Raw genomic sequence first — 18,224 nt, 5'->3', positions numbered from 1 at the left:
GTGCAAAGCGGGCTTTGCTCGCTTTCTGGGCTTCCGACGTTCATGCGGTTCCTGACAATCCCGCGTTGCGGCAATTGGACAACGGCGCCATCGTGGAAGTCAGCGACATACTTCGCGCACTCCGCCTTCTGGACGAAACCGGGCGGGAACCGCGTGTTTCAAAGGAGTCGGGAACCGTCAGCCTGTCTTTCGACCGGCGCCGCAAGAAGAGCCGGCTCGGTTGGATGCGGCGCCCCTGGCGAGATGACGATGATGATCCGCCGCCAATCCCGGCCTTTGCAACGGTGCCGCCCGGGCGTGGAGGCGGCGGCATGTTGGCCGAGCCGGAGCATGCAATCGCATGATGACCCGAACCAACAACAACCCACGTGCGGAATGGAGGATCACATGAGTTACAGGACGTTCGACCGACCGGTTCTTGTCAAGAATGGCGAGTTCATTCAAGAAATAGGGTGCCTCGACGATGCGTTCGACTTCTTTGACGAGTGGCCAAGGGAGCGGCGGGGTCCGATTTTCGAAACGGCCTTTCGAGCTTGCCAGCGTGCTCACGACGGCCAGGTTCCGCTGACAGTGGCGCGCGATGCCGTCGCCGGCTTCGCAAGATCCGTCAAAATCTTGCAGGACCCGCTTGCCCAATTCCCTTGGATGGACGGCACAAGGTCAGGTCGTGGTGGGGTAATCGCTTAGCCTTGATAAGGGGCGGCGCCATCAGGATGGTCCGGCTGCATGGTCGTCGTTTCCGCATCGCTACAAGGTGAGCTGCCCTGCCAGCTCACCTTTGGCGGGCGGTTGTTGTTCGCGCCGTTAGTACGGTTTTTTGGCGGGCGCGTCCGCGTCGCCATCAGCGGCATGCGACACTATCGCAGATTATGCCACGGCCCTCAGCGGAGGCTCCGCCATTGTCCCTAGGCCGTCGCATTCCGTGCAGGCCCCGTCTTTCCGGGGCAGCCACCCCGATGGGTTCCCTGCGGGCAGCAGTGCCCGTTTGACGCATACCATTTGGAGCAGTCGAAAACCCTGCCGCTGCCATGACAGCGCGGGCATTCCATATTCGATGAAATCATACCAATTCTTGCCCAACCCAAACGCACTCGCCCCATGCCGCAAGTAACAGGAATCATTGCGCTTTCAAGCACATTGCCCTGACTTAAATTGGGGGGATCGACGGATGGCCGGCATCGATGGCGAACTATCATTGCGCCGTAATTGAGTTGCTCGTGAAAATCTTGCTCGTCACAAGCCGGGTTGGGCATTGGTCGGCACCAGCAGGCTGCGCCGCCTTGTCCGGTTCCTTGTCGGCAGTGACAGCGACTGCGTCGCCGGGCTGCGCGTTGGCGGCCTGTGTGGCCGTGGACGCGAAGAGGACCGTCTGAGTGATGAGAGCCGAAACCGCGGCAACCTGAACCAGCACGGCGGCAAGGGCGATCTTCTTGAGCATGCGAGAAAACGCTCTTTGGCGCTCCCGGTTCCCCCATTCAGGTTTTCGGCTTGCTGCGGGAACAAGGGACCGGCAGTGCGGTTAACTCGATTATGCCGAGCAAGATCAAAGAACCACCATCGAAGCCCGAACCGGAGAAGCTACCTGTCCGACGTCGGGACAAAGAAGCCCCGCCAGAGCTTGAACATGTCGACCCGCCACCACGAGATGTGCGAGAGGCACCGGCACCCAACCCGAACGGTGACAAGAGATGAAATCCTGATGAGATCGCCGTGAAGAGATCGCCGTGATCGAAGCGCGCTGCATAGCGGCGCCAGGTCAAGTTGAGGATCAACCTGCGGCTGCCTGCGGTTTTCCAGACATGCCATAGATCAGCCCCTATGGGCGACCTGACCGTCTCAACGCTTTGAAGAATTTGGCTCCCCGGGCCGGACAAGTTCGTTAAATCGAACCGGGAAAAAATAAGCCAGAAAACCCTTTAACTGCAATCGCTTATGCGACTTCTTCCCCAAAGCGTCGACCGCCTTGGTGTATCTCAAGGGGTAGCAGCGGTGTATCTCTCAGTCAAGCGGAATGACGTTCCTTGGTGATTACTGAGATTGCAAATCAACGTCGCTCCTGCAGGGCCACTACGCCGTCAGCTACCCGGAAGTACGTTGTCAGCAGGGGAGAGATGGTCCGGAAGGCGTTCGCTTGTCCAGCAAGGCCCTCGACCACACTCGACATCTGCCGTGTCACGTTGGCGAAACTCCTGTAGACATCCTTCAGGCTCTTTGATTCGGGGATCACTGCAGAGAGGCCACCTGGTCCCCTGAGTTCAGTCAGGTATGCAAATTGCTGCTGCGAGAGTTCCTCATTAGGGAGAAAGGGAAGCACAGCTTCCATTTTGTTGGCTGCGTCTGCAAATAGCTGGGCGGCTTGTTGGAACTGCTCTCTACCAGCCCCAAGACCGGCGGCCCCCTCTCTCTCTCGAAGCCCTTCGATGACCTTCGCAACGCCGTCGAGTGCAGTGGCACTTGCTTCCCGGGACCGTTGTGTCGCTTCGGCGCTGCCGACGAGGACGTTGCCGAACTCTCCGGCGTGCACCCCTGCACAGAGTGCCAGATAGATTAGCACCAGAGCTATGAGCCTATTTTTTGCCACACCATGTCCTTCTCATTTCCTCATAGTCGTCTGTTATTCTCTTCTCCTTAAGAAGCTCGTCCCATGCGGTAGCCACCGGAGCCTTGTCGAGCAAATCGCAAAAATCCTTGCCGAAAGCAGCGCCTATCTTCTGGTTGATTCCGCCAGCGTGAAGTTGCCTGAAGACCGATAGATAGAAATTCAGCATTTGCCAGAGGTCGGTTTTGGCTTCCTCCTTCTTCCCTGCGGGCAATGTGCCCATAATCAGGGGCCGAACATTTCCTCGCGAGATGATTTCACTAATAATCTCCCGGGCATCATGCTGGATGGTGTACGTGTTTGAGGCTTGCAGCGAATGGTTTGCTGAGGACAACTGGTAGATCGTCAGCCAAAATCCGATGACGGCCACTGCGACACCTAGGATCGCCGATCCTGCTTGAATAGCGTCACTGTTGGTCTTGAGCCATTTGCACATTTCCCGCCTCCCAACGGATACCCTACCTCAAGGAGCGTTGAGATGGATAGTCAGGTCCGAGGTAATACATCGCAATACCATTCGGACCCGGGTGCGGACCGAACAAGCAACCACATTCATGAATACACAAGCCCTGAGTGGCTTGGGCTCCCCGCAATGGCGAGCTGACCCCTCCGGTTGCTAGCGTAGATGCCGGGGGCTGTCGGCGAGGAGACGCAAGGCCCCTGGGCGATTGGTTGTGGAGACGCGCGCGGCGCGGCGGGCTTGGGCTCTGAAAATCCCAACCCCGACACACCTCTTGGGGCGATGCATCGGGGGTAGGAAAGGTGCTGCTATGGTTACTCGCTGTAAGCCGAACCGTCTCTGCGGGCCGCTGCTATGGCTTGGGCATGCCCGTGGAAGACGTGCCATTCACCTTTGGCCGCAGCCCTGCGCAGTGCCGGGTAGTCGGCCTCATCGACATGCTCGAAGTACGTCGCCAGTGTCAGCCCATGCTGCCGCAGCACGTTCCTATCGAGGTGCTGAGTAAATGCAGTTTCGACAACAGCCGCTTCCACCTCGTCAATGCCGTAGCCTTCGCCGGTAAGGATTTCTCCGGTCTCGACATAGGCGTCCACGATGAATTGCTGCTGGGCCTCGCTATGGGTGTCCCTGAAGCGATCAAGGCTCTGATCGGCCATGCGCACAAACTCGGCATGTTGCTTCTCTTCCTTCTCGTCGTCGGTCAATTCCTCAGTGTCGTTGGTCTCGTCGGTCTTCCCATCCACGGTAGGCAACGGAGCGGCATCAACCGCCCCGTCACTCTCGGCCTCCGTGGCTACCTGAAAGAATAGCCGTATGGGACCAGAGCCGCGTTCACTGCGGCGACGTAATCGCCCTGGCTGATCTCCCCGCGAGCCGCCATGTCCTTGGCTTGCTGGGGTCCTAACTGGATGCCGCCAACGGTCACCGCAAGCTGATCCACAAGGGCCTGCGGTGCGGAGCCGTTCATGGGCTTTGCTGCCGCAATCTGCGCCTTCTGGCCATCGGTCATGGCCTGCCCGGTATTGACGATCCCCATTCGCTTTGCCTGAAGCTGTTGATTGGCCCGCAAGCCGGCTTCCGTCTGCTGGGCGATACGCTCTTGGAGAGCCGCCTCCTGCCGGTCCTTCTCGGATTGCGCATGATCACGCCGCATCTGAGCCACCCGGTTTTCAAGGGTCTGTCGGTCTCGCGCTTCCTGAGCGCGGATGTCAGTTGAGCCGGTGGTGATGAGGCCGCTGGCCTTGTTGAAATCGTTCATGTCGTTCATTCCTTCAAATCTGGTCGTGGTTGATCGACCCGGCGCGTCAGTGCTCCGGGTGCGGGTTGGGCTTGATGATGCTGGGTGGATCAGCGCCGTGGCGTGAAGCCGTAGGTCATCGTCTGCGCGCCTTCAGGACGCGCGCTAGGTGTGGCTGGGGTGACTGGACGGGAACGGCCGGCGCTGACTCCGGTGGGCCCTCCCCGTGGCGCTGAGCGGGTCGGCCGCAGCGACACCTCGGCGACCCTCCGGGCAACCGCCACGGCTTCCAAATCGGGGTAGCCGTAGACCTCAAAGCACCGCTCGGCAGCCTCTTGGAAACTGCCCGTCCAGTCGATGCCGACTTCTGTCAGCCTCCGGTCAAGCTCTGAGACGCGCTCCCAGTTGTCTGCCTTCAGCCACTCGACCAAGGCAAGGGCTGCCTCACGGTTCGGGTAGGTCGAAACCCAATCCCGCTTGATTTGGTCAGGGCTCAAAGCGGGCATTCCGGTCGTTGCGCCACCTAAGCGGGCCGTGCTTCACGATCAGCGGCAGGTGGTCATGGAAGGTCTCCCCATGCTCGCTACCTGGCGTAGACGCCTCCAGCATATCAATGACGCTGGACTCCCGGTCTCGTGCCGGATGCCGAACCGGCAGCCTGTTGAGCCAGTCCAGCACGCCTTGCTCAACATGTCCGAGAAGGCTCCCTTTCGCCCCGACCATCCGCCTCAGTTCCAAGTTCAGCATTGACCGACTGGTGATGTATGCGCGGTCGATCCATTTGCCGGTCGGCTCCGCTCCCCGCCTCCGGGTTCGTTTTATTTCAGCTGCCTGAATGATCCATTCACGGTCGGTCTCGACAACGCGGATTGCCGGGGTGATCTGGCGGGTTGTCTCAGCCATTGGCTGTCCCCTTCACCAGACGGGCGGCCTCTCGCTTCATCTTCCGCACCTCGGCAACGCGAGCCTTGTTGCGGTGATACCATTCCCGGCTGATCTGCTTAGCGCGCTCTGGGTTCGCTGCTCGCCATTCTCGACCGTGTATTCGCCATGCAATGCGGTCGGCCTCAGTCGACATGATAGGGGTCGGCTCCTGTGGTGATGTTCATTGTGATCCTTTCGGGTAAGTGTTGGTGGTGACATTCGAAGGCCTCCCTTAAAGGGACGCCTCAGGTTGACGTGGAAGGGTGAAGACCTGTGGAGGGAGATCATCAGTCATCCAAGCATCAGGTGGACAGACTTCATGCGTCCTTTGGAGTTCCCTCTGGCTATGGCCTTGGAACAAGGGAAACCCAGAGAATAGACCAAAGCTGTGAGCGAAGCAGTACTGAGGGTGATCAGGTACTCAGGAGACATATTCCATGGTCTTCGGAGCGAAGCGACCAATGACATCCTGATATAAGGGTGTCTCTAGGGTTTCTCTGTTACAGAGGGTTTTCTAGAGGGTGTGTCTTATGTCCCTGAGCAACTCAGGAGAACCTTGGTGTTATCTTCGGATAAACCTATCGACGATAGGAACCCGAAGGGGCTGACCAAGGTAACACCCGAAGTGAAGGTCCCTGAGTGGAAGCCCTATAGTAGGTAGTCAACCATTCATGTCATTGTTAGCGTTGTGAAATCAGGTTTGGCCGACTTCCTAACTTCCGGGTTCGTTTCGGTTTGAACAATCTCCTGATAGCGGCAGCATGCTTCGATACCGCCTGCTTGGAGATGCCCAGCAGTCTGGCAATCTCAGCCTGTGACCATCCGTCCACGATGTAGAAAGCGACCCTCTCGCGGGTGCTTGCCCCGATGCCCTCGGCTGTCCACGGATCGAAGCCGAGAAGATCAGCGACCACGGGAGCCTTACCCGCCTTCAGGTGAGCCCAGACATCGAACGGAGCGCGCCCGCGCTTGGTCACCTCATGGTGCTGTACACGGCCCCGCCAAGCCATCCGCTCGCGTTCAGCTTCCAGAGCCTCGCATGGGCGCGACAGGTGAGACCGAACAGCACGGTCGGTGATCCCCAGCACCTTCGCTGATGCGGGCTGTGAGAAGCCCTCAGCACATAGGACGAGGGTGGCCTTATGGTTGAACTCTGGCGCACGTTCAGTGTCCTTGCGGGTGGCCTCTTGGTAGCGTTGGGTTGTCCACCGGGGGCCTTTCCTTTGAAATGCCTCAACCTCGGCAGTCCAGTGATCCGAGACCTCGGAGAAATCCGCCTCGACGGGACGGAAGACGGTCATGTTGGCTCCTTTCGTGGTGCTTCATACAAAATAATTGACGGGTGATTTCATACAAAATCGGAGGACAGATAGAGGGACACACGCGCCTCACCAAAGCTGCCCCGACAAGCGCCACATCCTGTCTCCCGGAAGAGCCGAACAGGGCAACAGGCGGTCGCAACAGGGGAGAACTGCACGGGGCAGCTTGGGTGAAGAGCGTTGGGTAGTGCTAGTGGAGGGGGTATTCGCCTTCACCGTGCTAGTGGTGGGGGTATGGGGTCTAATCGCCCCGTGGTCCTAGTGGTCACCCTATCGCCTTCATAGTGCTAGTGGTGTCCCTATGGGGCCGCTTTCACAGTGCTAGTGGGGGCCTTATCGCCCTCGTAGTGCTAGTGGTCACCCTATTTGCGCCTTCGTAGGGCTAGTGGGCTGACTGCCACCCTCCTGTGCTAGTGGGTGGGGTAATCGCCTCCCTATTCAGCACTCGCTCCATACTTTATGGAAACGTCAGGCCAACACGGCCAGCACCTTCTGGACCGCTGAAGGTGAACACCCGGCTTCCTTGGCAATCTGCCTCACAGAGCGCCCCTCGGCCTTCAGGGCCTTGATCCGATCATGGTCGAGCGTCACGGGCCTGCCAGTCTTCCACGGCTCGCCTTGGGCTTCTGCCTTGGCCTTCGCCTTGGCGATGCCTTCCATCTGCCGCTCCTTACGAAGCGCCGTCTCAAACTCTGCAATGCTGGCGAGGATGCCGAACACGAGCTTGCCAGTTCGGGTGGTCGTGTCCAGCGAGGCGTCATCTAACACCTTGAAGCCGACACCCTTCTTATCGAGGTCCCTGACGATCTGGTGGAGGTGTGCCGCCGATCTTGCCAGCCGGTCCACCTTGGTCACCACAAACACGTCACCGTCACGGGCAAACTCCAGCGCCTTCTCAAGCTCCGGCCTCGTCTCGTCCAAGCCGGACCTCTTCTCGCTGAAGACCTTCTCGGCCCCGGCAGACGTGAGCTTCTCAAGCTGGGTGTCGAGGTCTTGTCCGGTCGAGCTAACACGGGCGTATCCGATGATCATGTGCACTTTCCTCTAAGAGTGTTGGTGAACATCACTTAGTGGACGATAAGTGTACATGTCAAGCGGCATGTTCACAAAGGTATAGGTTTGTGGACGGAAAAGAATGGGTCGCCGCCGTAACGCGCGGAGCTAGGGGCCGATCAAGGGTGCCGAAAGGGTTTCTTTAGGGTGAGACCTAGGCGCACATGGTAGCGGCGCGCAGTGTCATCCCTCACGATCATGCGAGCTTCGGCAAGAGCGGCGCGCGCTCGAACCATGTTAACACGGGTCTCAACGAGGGTGTGGCGAAGCGCGCCGGATAAGACGATTTGGAAGCATGGGTCAGCGATCATCGGGCACCCTACACCCTTGTGTCCGACAAATACACCGATTGCCGGACAAGTGGCGAAACATAGCGCACCCTTCCGGCTACCTGTCGGCGCCCTTTGGCGCACCCTTGGCACCCTCCCAATGCATCGAAGGGATATCATATCCTTTGGCAAGCCTTGGATTGCATGGTGTTGCGCGTTGCATGTGGGGAATTGTGTGGGAGAACGCCCGCGATCACGCGCGCATCACGTCCCACGCGGGCGCGGATCAATGACGGCCGGGAGGCACCCCCACGGGGGGACGGCGCGCGTGCCAGTTGTCCGATCACCCGCTCACATTTTACTATCAAATATTCCGACCTCCTAATGGAACCAATTGTCTGACAATACGTTGAGCGCCGTTAAACGGAGCTTTTGTCACACAATAATTTAGGGGTTTAGGGGACAGCTTCATGGCCAAGCGCGACAAAGCCGGTCACAAGACCGTGGCCGACCACCTTCGTGAATCGATACGCAACGGGGACAATCGTCGAGACATACAGAAGGCCTTCGGCCTGACGGTTGACCCTGAGCTACCCCCAACACTAGCCTCGCTTCTTGATGCAATCGATCAAGCCCAAAAGGCTGCCACCCAAGAGGTCCCAGATGGCCCAGCAGCGGTACGACCTCAAGAAGGAACCGAATGGGACCTGGACGGTGTTCGACGTGTTCACCGGGCAGCCGGCTGAGCCTGATGGTCATCCAGCCACAGGTCTCGACATGGAGTATGCCGACGATCTGGTCGACCTTTTGAATGCTGCAGACCTGAAACGTAGGGTCGACCGAGGTGACTTCTGATGGCTCTCCATTGGTTCAACCCTCCGGTCTACGTGAGGTCCGATAGGGTCGGCATCACGGCAGGCATCAGTCACGTTGAGGGGGCGGCCGAGGAACTCATGAAGTGGCCCAGGAAGGGGCCGAAGTGGAACAAGGCGGTGCAGGCCTGCATCGACGCGTTCGAGGACCGGGCGTCACCAGAGGACGTTCGGCAAGCATTCGAGGAAGCTGCCGAGGAAGAAGGGATGTTGCGTCGTCAGTGACGCCAGACCTTGACCGCTGAAATCACCAAGATGGCAGCCAGCAGGGGCAGCAGCACACCGCTCGGCACAAATCCAAGCATCTGCCCGCCCAGGAACGTCCCGACAACCGAGCCGCAGGCCATGACCAATACGAACGCGATGTTGCGTCGGATGACTGAGAAGCTCTGGTCGCGGCTGTAGCGAGCGAACCCGACAATCATGGTCGGCAAGCTCACGGCAAGCGAGAGACTGCCGGCGAGCTTAATGTCGGCCCCGAACAACAGTATCAGCGTTGGGATCAGCAGTTCGCCACCAGCGACCCCGAGCAGCGCCGCAACGATGCCTATGATGAACCCAGCGAAGACCCCTGCGATCAACTGTGCTGGACCGCTGAGCAAGGCACTGTTGGCATGAGCGTTATGGCCGAACAACAGCACCCCTGCGATGAGGAAGAGTATGATCGAGATGGTCTTGTAGAGGGTCTCAGCTCGAAGGCGGGTCGCCCATCCGGCCCCGAGCCAGGCACCTATTAGGCTTCCAGCCAGGAGGTTCGCTATGATCGGCCAATGTGAAGCGATCTCCCCGAACGGGACTGTCTGAGCCCTGAACGGCAACGCGGTTGCCACCACGATCAGGCTCATGGCCTTGTTCAGGATCACGGCCTCCAGCGCACCAAAGTTGAACAGGCCGATCAGCAGCGGCAATCTGAACTCAGCGCCGCCGAGACCTACGAGACCGCCAAGCGCCCCGATAACCATTCCGCCTCCGAACGCGAGCGGCTTGCTGGGTGACGCCTGGGCGATTGGCAGCGGCTCATCGGTCATTGCGTTGTACTCCGTGGGAAACAACGCTGTAGGCCATCTTGGCTTGGACTACTAGGTACCTGATCCCCCTAAGCCACACCTGGGAGAACGTCAGGGGGGGCCTAGAGGGGAGCCTTGACGGAAGGCGATTAGGTCGTCGGTGTTCCAGATAGGCCTCTCCGAGGTGCAACTTTCCGCCCGGTGCGTACGCCTATTCACACCCAACCGCCTGCGCAGTATTGTAAGGCAGGCGTGAGGTATCGGATTGGAGACCGAGGACGACCTGAAGTCCCGTGTCGAGGCTGTGCTTACTCGCGGCCGTCTTACCCTATGGCAGCGGCAATTCCTGCTCGACATGCACGTCCGGCTGGCGAAGTACGGCCCACGCACACGGCTAAGCCCAAAGCAGTTTGCGAAGCTCTATGAGATAATAGGCTCCGCGCCATCGAGCAACTTCGAGCGGAGCCAAACAGCCCCATACCGTCCCACTTCGTCGCCGCATTGGGAGCCACGGCGACCAGGCAGCCGGGTCGCTAGGGAGGTGAGATACTTGGCGGCGCGGTTCACCAGAGCCTTCGGTTTCGCGCTGGCGCTGATCGTCGGTTCGCTGATCTACTCATACGTCGAGAAGGGCGAGCACATCTCTTGGCCCACCATGCCGTCCTTCGCGAGATCAGGCACGGGAGACCGGGCGCCGCTCGCAAGCTCGCAGTTCACTATCACCGACGGCGACACCATTCGCCTCAACGGTTCCGACAAGGGGACCCGGCTGGTGGGCTTCAATGCGCCTGAGAGCATCCAGCCGAGGTGCGACGCTGAGGCAGACCTTGGTCAGCGAGCAAAGGCGCGCCTCAAAGAGTTGGTGGCTGCGGCGAAGCTGGAGCTGAAGATGGTTCCATGTTCCTGCCCGGCAGGCACTGAGGGCACCGGCAAGTGCAACTACGGGCGAAGTTGCGGCTCTCTCTTTGCCGATGGCCAGGATGTGGGCGACATATTGGTGTCAGAGGGGCTGGCTGTACCGTTCGTCTGTGGCTCTACAAGCTGTCCGCCGACGCCACGCCCTTGGTGTGGGTAGGCTGCGCTTAAAACCCCCACACTGCCAACGCCTTCTCGGCACCCGCCGATCTTCCTTGATCCTGAGAACGGCCTGTCACCGGGCAGCCTGCTGATGCATGGAGGTGGCCGGCTGAACACCTCGACCACCCGTACGCTGAGGATTTGGCAGCGATCATGAGCAGTGATGCGGCTCTATCAATGAAAGGACGATGAGCTCACGAAGCTCAGGGCACATAGCCCATGAGTTTGGCAAGCGCGATAGCGGTAGTTCCGATGGCAACTGCTGCTGTCGAAATTCCCGATATCTTCTTCGCCCCGTCCTCGACTTTGCCAAGGACGTCGACCGCTTTCTTCAATTTATCGGGTGTGGGCTCTATTTGGGCCGCCTTCACGTGTTCAAGCGCATGCTCCTTAAGCTCGGGGGCAACGCCGGAGTCGTGTATGGCTTTGATCGCCTTGGAAAGCTCGGCCTGGATCAGCTCTATCGTTTGCGGCTGGTAATTAACATTGATCTCCCCCGTGTTCGTCGCATCGCCACCCATTGAAACAGCTCCGGCATTAATGCCGCCAGATATATTCGTGGTATTGTTGGTCACGTTAATGCTCCTGAATAAGTCGTCGGAACCGTCGAATGATATACGCATGAGCTTGCTGTAGAGTTCGGTCTTGGCGGCGTGTCCTTCGATCCTCCGACGCAGGAGAGAGTTTTGCGCCTCTCTTTCGTAGAAGTCGAGCACAGTACATTCATATGTTGGCGACCGATCCGCATGGCGCACCATGTGGTCCATGAGTGTATGAGCAATCTCACTGTCCGCCTCGGTCATGAACCAATCGTGCGCCAAAGCCTCGAGCCCGTCGTAATAGGTATCCTTTAGCCCGATAGCCAAAGCGAGGCGGACCTCAGCCTCATCGTCGCCGGCGCCGTTGGCAATGTAATCCTGGTGATCGGCAGCGTTAGCGTGCATGGCGATCGCGCGATACATCCAGCCACGTACATTTGGTGGCCTGCTCTCCACCGAACTGAGCGGGATACCCAGATCGTCAATAGATAGGTTGTCGTTCTCGGCCACGGCCCAAACGGTATACTGGACGACAATATCGTCGTCGTAAGCGCCGAGCGCTTTGACGATTTCGGAATTACTGTGCCGTGGATGAAAGAGATTGTGAGGGGCTCTGTTCAAGCCGACAACGATTAAGCCAAGTTTGAGGACGTCCGCCGACGCCTTCTCAATGTCGACCGGAATGCCCGTCAGGTCCAGTTTTGTATGTTCCACATGCTGCAGGGCCGCAAGGACTCGCATTTGCGGGTCGAAGAGATCGAGATCGTCTATCGCTTTGGTCGCGTCTCGCTTCATCCTGTAAATCGCGGCGATGGCTGCCGCTGCAGTCTGCGGGTCGGAACTAAATTCCTTGAAAACTCCCATCACACATTCGAGGCTGACAGCCGCCGTTCCGCATCTCGCCAATGCATTCAAGGCCCAACGCCTCAGCTTTTCGTCCGATTTTCGGGTGTAAAGAATGCCGACGATTGATTGCTGAACGCCAAGAAGTTCGCTTTGGACGATCCGATAGCCAAGTCTGTATATTCGGCAAATATATTGTAGTGCACGCTTCGTTCGCGCAGAGTCTGACGTTTCCAGCTGCGACTTCACATACGCAACGCTTGGCCCCGATAAGATGAGCGACGATGATGCCAAGTTTTCAGCCGGCTGACAGGTTTCGATCCGTTGTCAGTAACACGTATCGTGACCATGGGTCGAAATCATCGACGTTATTCACAGGAGTGCGCAAGTCGAGCCAAGTCAGGTCGTTCAACGCCAGTCGCCGCCGTTCAGGATGAAACCAGTGTGGGCATTCGAACGAAATAATCGCGAGCAGTTCATTCTGCCCCTCACCATGCGAAACCCACATAAAATACCTTAGGTGAGCAGCAAGCCGGTTGACACTGGCCGGCGTTCTAATCTCGGGAACATCGAGGTCAACTTTTGCTGCTTGGACACCCGAGTCCACAATTCCGAAGTCGTCATTGAACAATGTCCGTTGCTCAAGATGAACGAGAGTCGAAAATCCAACTGAACGTCTCGCCATGAATGCATCACGGTCATCGCGGTAGCGGCCGAGCCTGTAGCTCAGGACCTCGCGGTCGCGGCGCACCGACACAAAAGACCAAAGAAAGACGCTGCTGGGTCGCTTTGCCTTTGGATTGTCGTAACGGTAGCGGTTCGAGCGTAGCAGGCCGAATACTATTTCCGGTTCAATTGGTCTGCCGACTTCCGCGATCAGGGCAAGGTCGCTAACGTCAACTGCGAGAGCAGGCCCGCGCAATAGTTCGCGCATGCGGCGTCGAGTAGCGATCGGTTGCCTGTGGTCCTCGGGAATGGTGTCGTCAGTGAGGAACTCCCTAAGGAAAAAGCGCCCTGGCTTTGTCCTAAAGAAAAGGCTGTTGTCGCGATGAGAGATGATGTCTTCGCTCAACCTAGCTCCGAGCGTCTTATGCTGCGTCCGTCCGTGCAAGTGGGTTGGCACGTAGCCGAGGCGATAGGCAGCAGCCAACATCGCGCGGGGACTCAAGGGTCTCCGTTCGATCCGAAGGATAGACTCAGCGATCGCTAGGTAAGCATCCAAATGTCGCGTCCACGTTGATGATTTTCAAGGATTGGAACGTTAGTCCTCCAGCTCCTTGCATACAAGGCGACGGTCCGCGTACCTTTACGAAAGCCGACGATATTCTCCGCTTCACCTCAGGCCGCGCCTCGCCGCTGCCATTACCGTCCCGTTCCTGAGGGCGGCCTAAGGCAGGAGCGGAGGGGTATGGGATAGCGAACCACCGGGTCGAACCGCCGGGATCGAAGTCTATGGACGGCTCAAAGTTCCCCAACATGTCCCGCAAAGCCGGCTCGGATGGCCTCTTGCGACGTGGCGATATTGTAGAGGTTGCACATAGTTTCTAATACCCGTGCCAGATCATTGAGGCGTCAATCAGTTCTTTGACCATAAATCGAACCTTTCACAGTTGGCGCTTGAAATGGCGCTTCAACTGGATCTTACTTGTGACGGGCAGGGTAGGGTAGCCAGTTATGCGTTCAGTTTTGAGAGTTTTAGCTGTTGCGTCAATTATCGCGGCCGCAACATGGTCGGCCAAGGCTCTGGAATACAAGCCGGTATCGTCGTCGGGCGAACTTCCGTTTCTCATCGTCTCCGGTGAATTTGGGGTCAACGAACCTCTGAATGAGTTTAGCCGCGCTGTCACAAGCAGTGGGGCTAGAGTGGTCGTATTCGACTCGCAGGGGGGTAGTATCGGAAGTGCAATGCAACTTGGACGTATGATCCGGGCAGCCGGCCTTGACACGCTTCAAGTCCGGCAGTTGCAGTGCGCGTCGGCTTGCTCCTTGGCTTTCATGGGTGGCGTTCGCCGTGTTGCCGATCCGGGCTCTATTGGTGTTCACCGCTCATCCTTCGCCCCAGAGAGCGGGATGTCTACCGACGAGGCTGTGGCGAACGTTCAAGCCGTAACTGCCGATATCATGTCCTACATGTCCGAGATGGGCGTGGACCCCAAGTTGATGGCCGTAGCATTGAGTTACGACAGGTCTGATATGCGATATCTCTCCGCCAGTGAGATGGCTGAACTGCGCGTAACCAACATTTCCACCACGCCGCCGTCCGTTGACACGTCGCGTGTGTCGCCAATGCCCACTCCGGCCCCGGCTGAAGCCAGCGCAGACGAGCGGCAGCTAGAGAGCGCGGCGGTAGCATTTATCAAGGGGCTCATCGAGCACCATGGCGACAACGCAGATTTGGCGATCGCTCAGGTTCAAAATTCGTATGCTGGCATCGTCGATTATTACGGAAAGCCAACGGACCTAAGCTCGATCATCGCCGACAAGAGAAGCTATTTCCAACGATGGCCGGAACGGGGATACAATCTCCACGACGAGAGCGTCATAGTCACCTGTGCCAATGAGCGATGCATGGTGTCGGGCACTTACGACTGGGTCGTCCGCAGCCTGCCAAGGCACAAGCAGGCAAAAGGTGTGGCGCGGTTCAGCTACACGATTGCGATTGGGCAGATCCCCAAGATCATCGCTGAGACCAGCAAAGTTATGCGCTAGCGCAGTACAACGTCCGCGAGGGGAAGCGACGACTATCTTAGCCAACCGCAGCGAAGGCCTTCTCCGTCGCCTCAGTTGCAACCCTAAGCCGCCCCTCTTCGCCACCGTAGTTGTCCCCAGCGCCGCCCCCTGAGTGGCCCATGATCGACCGCTTGAGCTTCTCGGGGACCCAAGCGATCACCAGCAAGTCCTCCATTCGGTGGCGCAACGAGTGAGCGGCCCCAGGCAGAACCGGACTGGATCAGAGCGAGTTAGCCTTCTCAAGCGCCCGTCTGGCCATCTCAAGTCTTGCCTCGTCGCCACCGTAGTCCTCCCCAACGCTGCCTGAGGAATGGCCCAGAACAATGTCTTGGTCCGACTTCGTGACGCCGGCCAAGCGTAGGCGATCCTTCATGAGGTGGCGAAGCGAGTGGGTGGTAGCCTTCGGGTCCGTTACACAAGCCCGAACGTGCTTTCCCAAAGCAGCAGACGCTGAGGACGCACCCTTGGGCCTGCCGTAGGTTGGGAACAGCATCGCCGCGTTGCCCGCCGCAGCTTTGGCTTCTGTTGCAGCGTCCAATGCGTCCCCGATCAAGGGCACGTTACGGCGCGACACTGCATTCTTAATGCGGCGGTCGTCATGCCACTCGACCGTGATGTGCGGGATGGCATGTTCGAGATGCACGTCTGCGACCCGCAGACCCGAGACCTCGGCGAGGCGACATCCAGTCCCTTTAAGAATGCGCCAGATGTGCTGGAGGTCGGTCTTGGCGTGTGACACAAGGCGGCCCGAGATGGCGGCAGCCTCATCAAGGGTGAAGGGCCGGCGTTTGTCTTTATCAGGCTCTGCCTTGTCCTTGGGCGCGGCCTCCAAGTTCATGAAGGGATTGGTGACCCCGGTGAGGTCAAATTCTCTGATGGCGTGGTTGATCATCGCACGGACCACATTCAAGTAGCGGTCCACGGACGACGCTTTGCGGCCATCGAGCATGTGGTCCCTGACCTCTTTGGCGTCTTCCCGCTTGAGGTTGCTTAGTGTCCTGTCCTTGCCAAGCGCCGCGCTGACGAGCTTGAACACTCGCTCAAGCTCCATCTTCTTTGTTTCGTCGGTGCCAACCTTCTCTTTGAGGTACAGCCTCCTGGCATCTTCCAAGGTCGGGGCATGGCGCTGTTGATTTTGACCAAGGACAAGGGCGTGGATCAGGGCGCGGTCCGCCGACTCTATGCCAACGGGATTGCCTCGGTCGTCCACTGGATATTTCTCAGCAATCTGCTCCGCGATCAGCTCCCGAGCTAGCGCCTCGGGGTCATCCTCGTCCTCTGGACCGGTCCATTCGGGGTCGAGACTGAGCGCGCGAAGGCGTGTGCGGTTCAGCCTATGGTGCTCAAAGTCGGTCAAGGTGGGGGTGCCAACCAAGCTGCCTAGGGTTTGCGCATCGTGCGGCCGCGACCAAAGGCGCAACTGCTGCTCTGCCTGGGCATGCACCTTGGGGTAGGCCTTCAGTGCTTGATGTTCGGTCGCCCCGAGCGGGACCAGGATTTCCAACTTGCCCGCAGCGGCCTGGAGCTTCTTCGGAATTTTCCGCCGATAACGCCAGCCGGCGACGCCTCGTTTCTGTATGTGCTTCACGTCAATCTTCATAGCTCAGTGTACCCCGCAGTGTATCGCGCGGTGTATCTCTGGGGAAGCGGAAACCCTTGTAGTCCTTGGGTTTCAAGACTTTTCTGGATTAAGTGGCTCCCCGGGCCGGAGCCATGTCAAATATAATATTAGATAAAATCAGTAATTTAACGGGTTTCTGTATCGCAATTTGTATAGCAATATGGTTAGCAAAGTTCGGTCTCTCTCAGGGTTAGATTTTGAATCCAGTTGCAAACTCTATGGGCCTGTTTGAGCCCGTTGGCCTTCCGGATTGGAGGTGGCCCCAGATGCCTGCCTACAATGGCTTCACTCATGAGGAGCGAGTTCGCGGCTGGCAATTGATACACCACTTCACCGACAAGGGCTTGCTGCAAAAGCCCCAGCGTTGCTCGATCTCGGGCTCCACAGAGAGCCTTCAAACCCACTGCGAGAACTACTATTCTCCATGGTCGCCATATCCGATTAGCCGGCCAATTCACACGGCCTTGCATCGCCGGTTCCGGCAACCTGATCCTTGGAACCGGATCGTAGATAGATACGCCGTAACTGGAGAGGAGTGGTTTTGTGCCCTCGCCACGCAGCCATTTGACTTGGCCGCGATGCTACGTGCCCAGCAGGGGGCTCATATCGTCGACGTTTTCCGAAGAGCGCCTTTCCCTCCGAACAATATTGCCGGTGTCCAGCGCAGCTAACACGGCCGGCCACGACCCTATCGCGAAGCGTGGGGTTGGTATGCAAATAGTTTGTGCCTACTAAGATTCACAAGGGTCTAAGAAATTCATCTCATGCACGTTGCTCGCTCGCTGTCAGCGTCAATCCGGCTGTCTTGGAGATCGCGCACCAGCGCAAAGATCTTGGCGGTATCCATGAGTTCAACGAGATTGACGCGGCGCTCGCCGCTTTCGATGTCTGCAAAGAATGGCTGATCGCTGCCGAGGACTTAGGCGACTTTTTTGCCCTTGCTAGCGCCGCTGCAATCATTCTGTGGCATTCGGAGTGAACCGACTCCAGTGATCAACCCGGCGCTTGTCTGAATCAATCCATCCTGTTCATATGGCCCGCGATTCTCGGGTGGGCACCCAATGACCAACTATACACACTATCACAGCAAATATTTCGCCAACCGTATCATGCTGGAGGGCCGATCCGACGAAGCCTTCGCCAAGTCTCTTTCCACCGCTCGCGTCGACATGAAGCCGCATCAGGTCGAAGCCGCACGCTTCGCGCTGCATTCTCCGCTGTCAAAAGGGGTGATCCTTGCCGATGAGGTCGGGCTTGGCAAAACGATCGAAGCCTGTTTGGTCATCGCGCAGAAATGGGCCGAGCGCCGCCGCAGCATCCTACTCATCGTCCCCGCATCGCTGCGCACCCAGTGGCAGCAGGAGCTTCAGGAAAAGTTCTCGCTCCCGAGCGTCATCCTGGACTCGAAGACCTACAAGGAAACGGTCAAAGCTGGACACCACCATCCTTTTGAAAATCCCGCTGCGATCGTAATCACGTCGTATCAGTACGCCGCTAGCAAATCAGATGACGTTCACCGGGTCGGTTGGGATGTGGTTATCATCGATGAGGCTCACAGGCTCCGCAACGTTTACAAGAAAGGTGGTTCGGCGCAGGCGAAGAAGCTGCGGGATGCTCTTGCGTCGCGGCTGAAGGTCTTGTTGACGGCCCCGCCGTTGCAAAACTCCTTGATGG

Annotated in this window: 20 protein-coding genes; 8 read left to right on the top strand and 12 right to left on the bottom strand. The window is 58.2% G+C overall.

Annotated features, from left to right (window positions below):
• Together EOA22_RS38050 and EOA22_RS05275 are read left to right on the top strand one after the other, a co-directional pair.
• Positions 1-344 (top strand): hypothetical protein (locus EOA22_RS38050; RefSeq protein ID WP_127389871.1); only part of this gene is annotated, 344 nt, incomplete at its 5' end.
• Between the two features lie 43 nt (positions 345-387).
• Positions 388-687: a DUF982 domain-containing protein gene (locus EOA22_RS05275; RefSeq protein ID WP_063168151.1), complete on the top strand. Its 300-nt coding sequence runs from the start codon at positions 388-390 to the stop codon at positions 685-687.
• Positions 688-1,192: 505 nt separating this feature from the next.
• On the opposite strand, the gene EOA22_RS05270 is transcribed toward EOA22_RS05275, so the two are convergent.
• The 8 genes from EOA22_RS05270 to EOA22_RS05235 all read right to left on the bottom strand — a co-directional run bounded on the left by EOA22_RS05270 (position 1,193) and on the right by EOA22_RS05235 (position 7,571).
• Positions 1,193-1,438: a hypothetical protein gene (locus EOA22_RS05270; RefSeq protein WP_063168150.1), complete on the bottom strand. Its 246-nt coding sequence runs from the start codon at positions 1,436-1,438 to the stop codon at positions 1,193-1,195.
• Positions 1,439-2,044: 606 nt separating this feature from the next.
• Complete coding sequence (locus EOA22_RS05265; protein WP_063168149.1) at positions 2,045-2,581, bottom strand: hypothetical protein; 537 nt, start codon at positions 2,579-2,581, stop codon at positions 2,045-2,047.
• Positions 2,568-3,035 (bottom strand): hypothetical protein, encoded by a 468-nt coding sequence (locus EOA22_RS05260; RefSeq protein ID WP_063168148.1) that lies wholly within the window; start codon positions 3,033-3,035, stop codon positions 2,568-2,570. Before EOA22_RS05260 ends, EOA22_RS05265 begins: the two co-directional genes overlap by 14 nt.
• Before the next feature lie 338 nt (positions 3,036-3,373).
• On the bottom strand, positions 3,374-3,763 hold the full coding sequence (locus EOA22_RS05255) for a hypothetical protein (protein ID WP_127224118.1): 390 nt from the start codon (positions 3,761-3,763) through the stop codon (positions 3,374-3,376).
• An 89-nt stretch (positions 3,764-3,852) separates the two neighbouring features.
• A complete protein-coding gene (locus tag EOA22_RS05250; protein ID WP_063168146.1) occupies positions 3,853-4,326 on the bottom strand; it encodes a hypothetical protein in 474 nt (157 codons plus the stop codon).
• Between the two features lie 456 nt (positions 4,327-4,782).
• Complete coding sequence (locus EOA22_RS05245) at positions 4,783-5,199, bottom strand: hypothetical protein (protein ID WP_063168144.1); 417 nt, start codon at positions 5,197-5,199, stop codon at positions 4,783-4,785.
• A 701-nt stretch (positions 5,200-5,900) separates the two neighbouring features.
• Positions 5,901-6,521 carry a sigma factor-like helix-turn-helix DNA-binding protein gene (locus tag EOA22_RS05240; protein ID WP_063168143.1) on the bottom strand — a complete coding sequence of 207 codons (621 nt, stop codon included), beginning with the start codon at positions 6,519-6,521 and terminating at the stop codon, positions 5,901-5,903.
• Between the two features lie 486 nt (positions 6,522-7,007).
• On the bottom strand, positions 7,008-7,571 hold the full coding sequence (locus EOA22_RS05235) for a recombinase family protein (protein ID WP_063168142.1): 564 nt from the start codon (positions 7,569-7,571) through the stop codon (positions 7,008-7,010).
• A gap of 953 nt (positions 7,572-8,524) precedes the next feature.
• Here EOA22_RS05235 and EOA22_RS05230 point away from each other — a divergent pair.
• Together EOA22_RS05230 and EOA22_RS05225 are read left to right on the top strand one after the other, a co-directional pair.
• On the top strand, positions 8,525-8,716 hold the full coding sequence (locus tag EOA22_RS05230; RefSeq protein WP_063170253.1) for a hypothetical protein: 192 nt from the start codon (positions 8,525-8,527) through the stop codon (positions 8,714-8,716).
• The gene (locus tag EOA22_RS05225) at positions 8,716-8,958 is read left to right on the top strand and encodes a DUF982 domain-containing protein (RefSeq protein ID WP_063168141.1); all 243 of its coding nucleotides are present in this window, start codon (positions 8,716-8,718) and stop codon (positions 8,956-8,958) included. The genes EOA22_RS05230 and EOA22_RS05225 overlap by 1 nt, the downstream gene beginning before the upstream one ends.
• Here EOA22_RS05225 and EOA22_RS05220 read toward each other — a convergent pair.
• Positions 8,952-9,761 carry a sulfite exporter TauE/SafE family protein gene (locus EOA22_RS05220; RefSeq protein WP_063168140.1) on the bottom strand — a complete coding sequence of 270 codons (810 nt, stop codon included), beginning with the start codon at positions 9,759-9,761 and terminating at the stop codon, positions 8,952-8,954. The two genes, EOA22_RS05225 and EOA22_RS05220, sit on opposite strands and share 7 nt — an antisense overlap.
• A gap of 244 nt (positions 9,762-10,005) precedes the next feature.
• Between EOA22_RS05220 and EOA22_RS05215 the strand changes: the two genes are divergently transcribed.
• The gene (locus tag EOA22_RS05215) at positions 10,006-10,815 is read left to right on the top strand and encodes a thermonuclease family protein (RefSeq protein WP_181172675.1); all 810 of its coding nucleotides are present in this window, start codon (positions 10,006-10,008) and stop codon (positions 10,813-10,815) included.
• Positions 10,816-11,020: 205 nt separating this feature from the next.
• On the opposite strand, the gene EOA22_RS05210 is transcribed toward EOA22_RS05215, so the two are convergent.
• Together EOA22_RS05210 and EOA22_RS05205 are read right to left on the bottom strand one after the other, a co-directional pair.
• Positions 11,021-12,448, bottom strand: a complete 1,428-nt coding sequence (locus EOA22_RS05210) for a hypothetical protein (protein WP_127224116.1) — start codon at positions 12,446-12,448, stop codon at positions 11,021-11,023.
• Between the two features lie 49 nt (positions 12,449-12,497).
• Entirely contained in the window at positions 12,498-13,271 is a 774-nt protein-coding gene (locus tag EOA22_RS05205; protein ID WP_342030137.1) for a hypothetical protein, read from the bottom strand.
• Positions 13,272-13,873: 602 nt separating this feature from the next.
• On the opposite strand from EOA22_RS05205, the gene EOA22_RS38045 reads away from it, so the two are divergent.
• The gene (locus tag EOA22_RS38045) at positions 13,874-14,908 is read left to right on the top strand and encodes a hypothetical protein (RefSeq protein WP_127224115.1); all 1,035 of its coding nucleotides are present in this window, start codon (positions 13,874-13,876) and stop codon (positions 14,906-14,908) included.
• A gap of 241 nt (positions 14,909-15,149) precedes the next feature.
• On the opposite strand, the gene EOA22_RS05195 is transcribed toward EOA22_RS38045, so the two are convergent.
• Positions 15,150-16,529, bottom strand: coding sequence for a tyrosine-type recombinase/integrase (locus EOA22_RS05195; RefSeq protein WP_063168136.1), 1,380 nt, complete (start codon positions 16,527-16,529; stop codon positions 15,150-15,152).
• A gap of 826 nt (positions 16,530-17,355) precedes the next feature.
• Between EOA22_RS05195 and EOA22_RS37625 the strand changes: the two genes are divergently transcribed.
• Together EOA22_RS37625 and EOA22_RS05190 are read left to right on the top strand one after the other, a co-directional pair.
• On the top strand, positions 17,356-17,529 hold the full coding sequence (locus tag EOA22_RS37625; RefSeq protein WP_158515786.1) for a hypothetical protein: 174 nt from the start codon (positions 17,356-17,358) through the stop codon (positions 17,527-17,529).
• An 82-nt stretch (positions 17,530-17,611) separates the two neighbouring features.
• Positions 17,612-18,224, top strand: a 613-nt coding sequence (locus tag EOA22_RS05190) for an SNF2-related protein (RefSeq protein WP_127389870.1), incomplete at its 3' end; no start/stop codon positions are given.

It is taken from the genome of Mesorhizobium sp. M7A.F.Ca.US.014.04.1.1, assembly GCF_003998745.1.
Lineage (GTDB): Bacteria > Pseudomonadota > Alphaproteobacteria > Rhizobiales > Rhizobiaceae > Mesorhizobium > Mesorhizobium ciceri.
Note: the sequence above shows the minus strand (reverse complement) of the source record. Positions and strands in the feature narration are given on the sequence as shown.

What these genes read in the sequence shown, in the direction of transcription:
- EOA22_RS05275 (WP_063168151.1), top strand. Translation starts at nt 388, where the DNA reads ATGAGTTACAGGACGTTCGACCGACCGGTTCTTGTCAAGAATGGCGAG.
- EOA22_RS05270 (WP_063168150.1), bottom strand. Translation starts at nt 1,438, where the DNA reads ATGCTCAAGAAGATCGCCCTTGCCGCCGTGCTGGTTCAGGTTGCCGCG.
- EOA22_RS05260 (WP_063168148.1), bottom strand. Translation starts at nt 3,035, where the DNA reads ATGTGCAAATGGCTCAAGACCAACAGTGACGCTATTCAAGCAGGATCG.
- EOA22_RS05250 (WP_063168146.1), bottom strand. Translation starts at nt 4,326, where the DNA reads ATGAACGACATGAACGATTTCAACAAGGCCAGCGGCCTCATCACCACC.
- EOA22_RS05245 (WP_063168144.1), bottom strand. Translation starts at nt 5,199, where the DNA reads ATGGCTGAGACAACCCGCCAGATCACCCCGGCAATCCGCGTTGTCGAG.
- EOA22_RS05240 (WP_063168143.1), bottom strand. Translation starts at nt 6,521, where the DNA reads ATGACCGTCTTCCGTCCCGTCGAGGCGGATTTCTCCGAGGTCTCGGAT.
- EOA22_RS05235 (WP_063168142.1), bottom strand. Translation starts at nt 7,571, where the DNA reads ATGATCATCGGATACGCCCGTGTTAGCTCGACCGGACAAGACCTCGAC.
- EOA22_RS05230 (WP_063170253.1), top strand. Translation starts at nt 8,525, where the DNA reads ATGGCCCAGCAGCGGTACGACCTCAAGAAGGAACCGAATGGGACCTGG.
- EOA22_RS05225 (WP_063168141.1), top strand. Translation starts at nt 8,716, where the DNA reads ATGGCTCTCCATTGGTTCAACCCTCCGGTCTACGTGAGGTCCGATAGG.
- EOA22_RS05220 (WP_063168140.1), bottom strand. Translation starts at nt 9,761, where the DNA reads ATGACCGATGAGCCGCTGCCAATCGCCCAGGCGTCACCCAGCAAGCCG.
- EOA22_RS38045 (WP_127224115.1), top strand. Translation starts at nt 13,874, where the DNA reads ATGCGTTCAGTTTTGAGAGTTTTAGCTGTTGCGTCAATTATCGCGGCC.
- EOA22_RS05195 (WP_063168136.1), bottom strand. Translation starts at nt 16,529, where the DNA reads ATGAAGATTGACGTGAAGCACATACAGAAACGAGGCGTCGCCGGCTGG.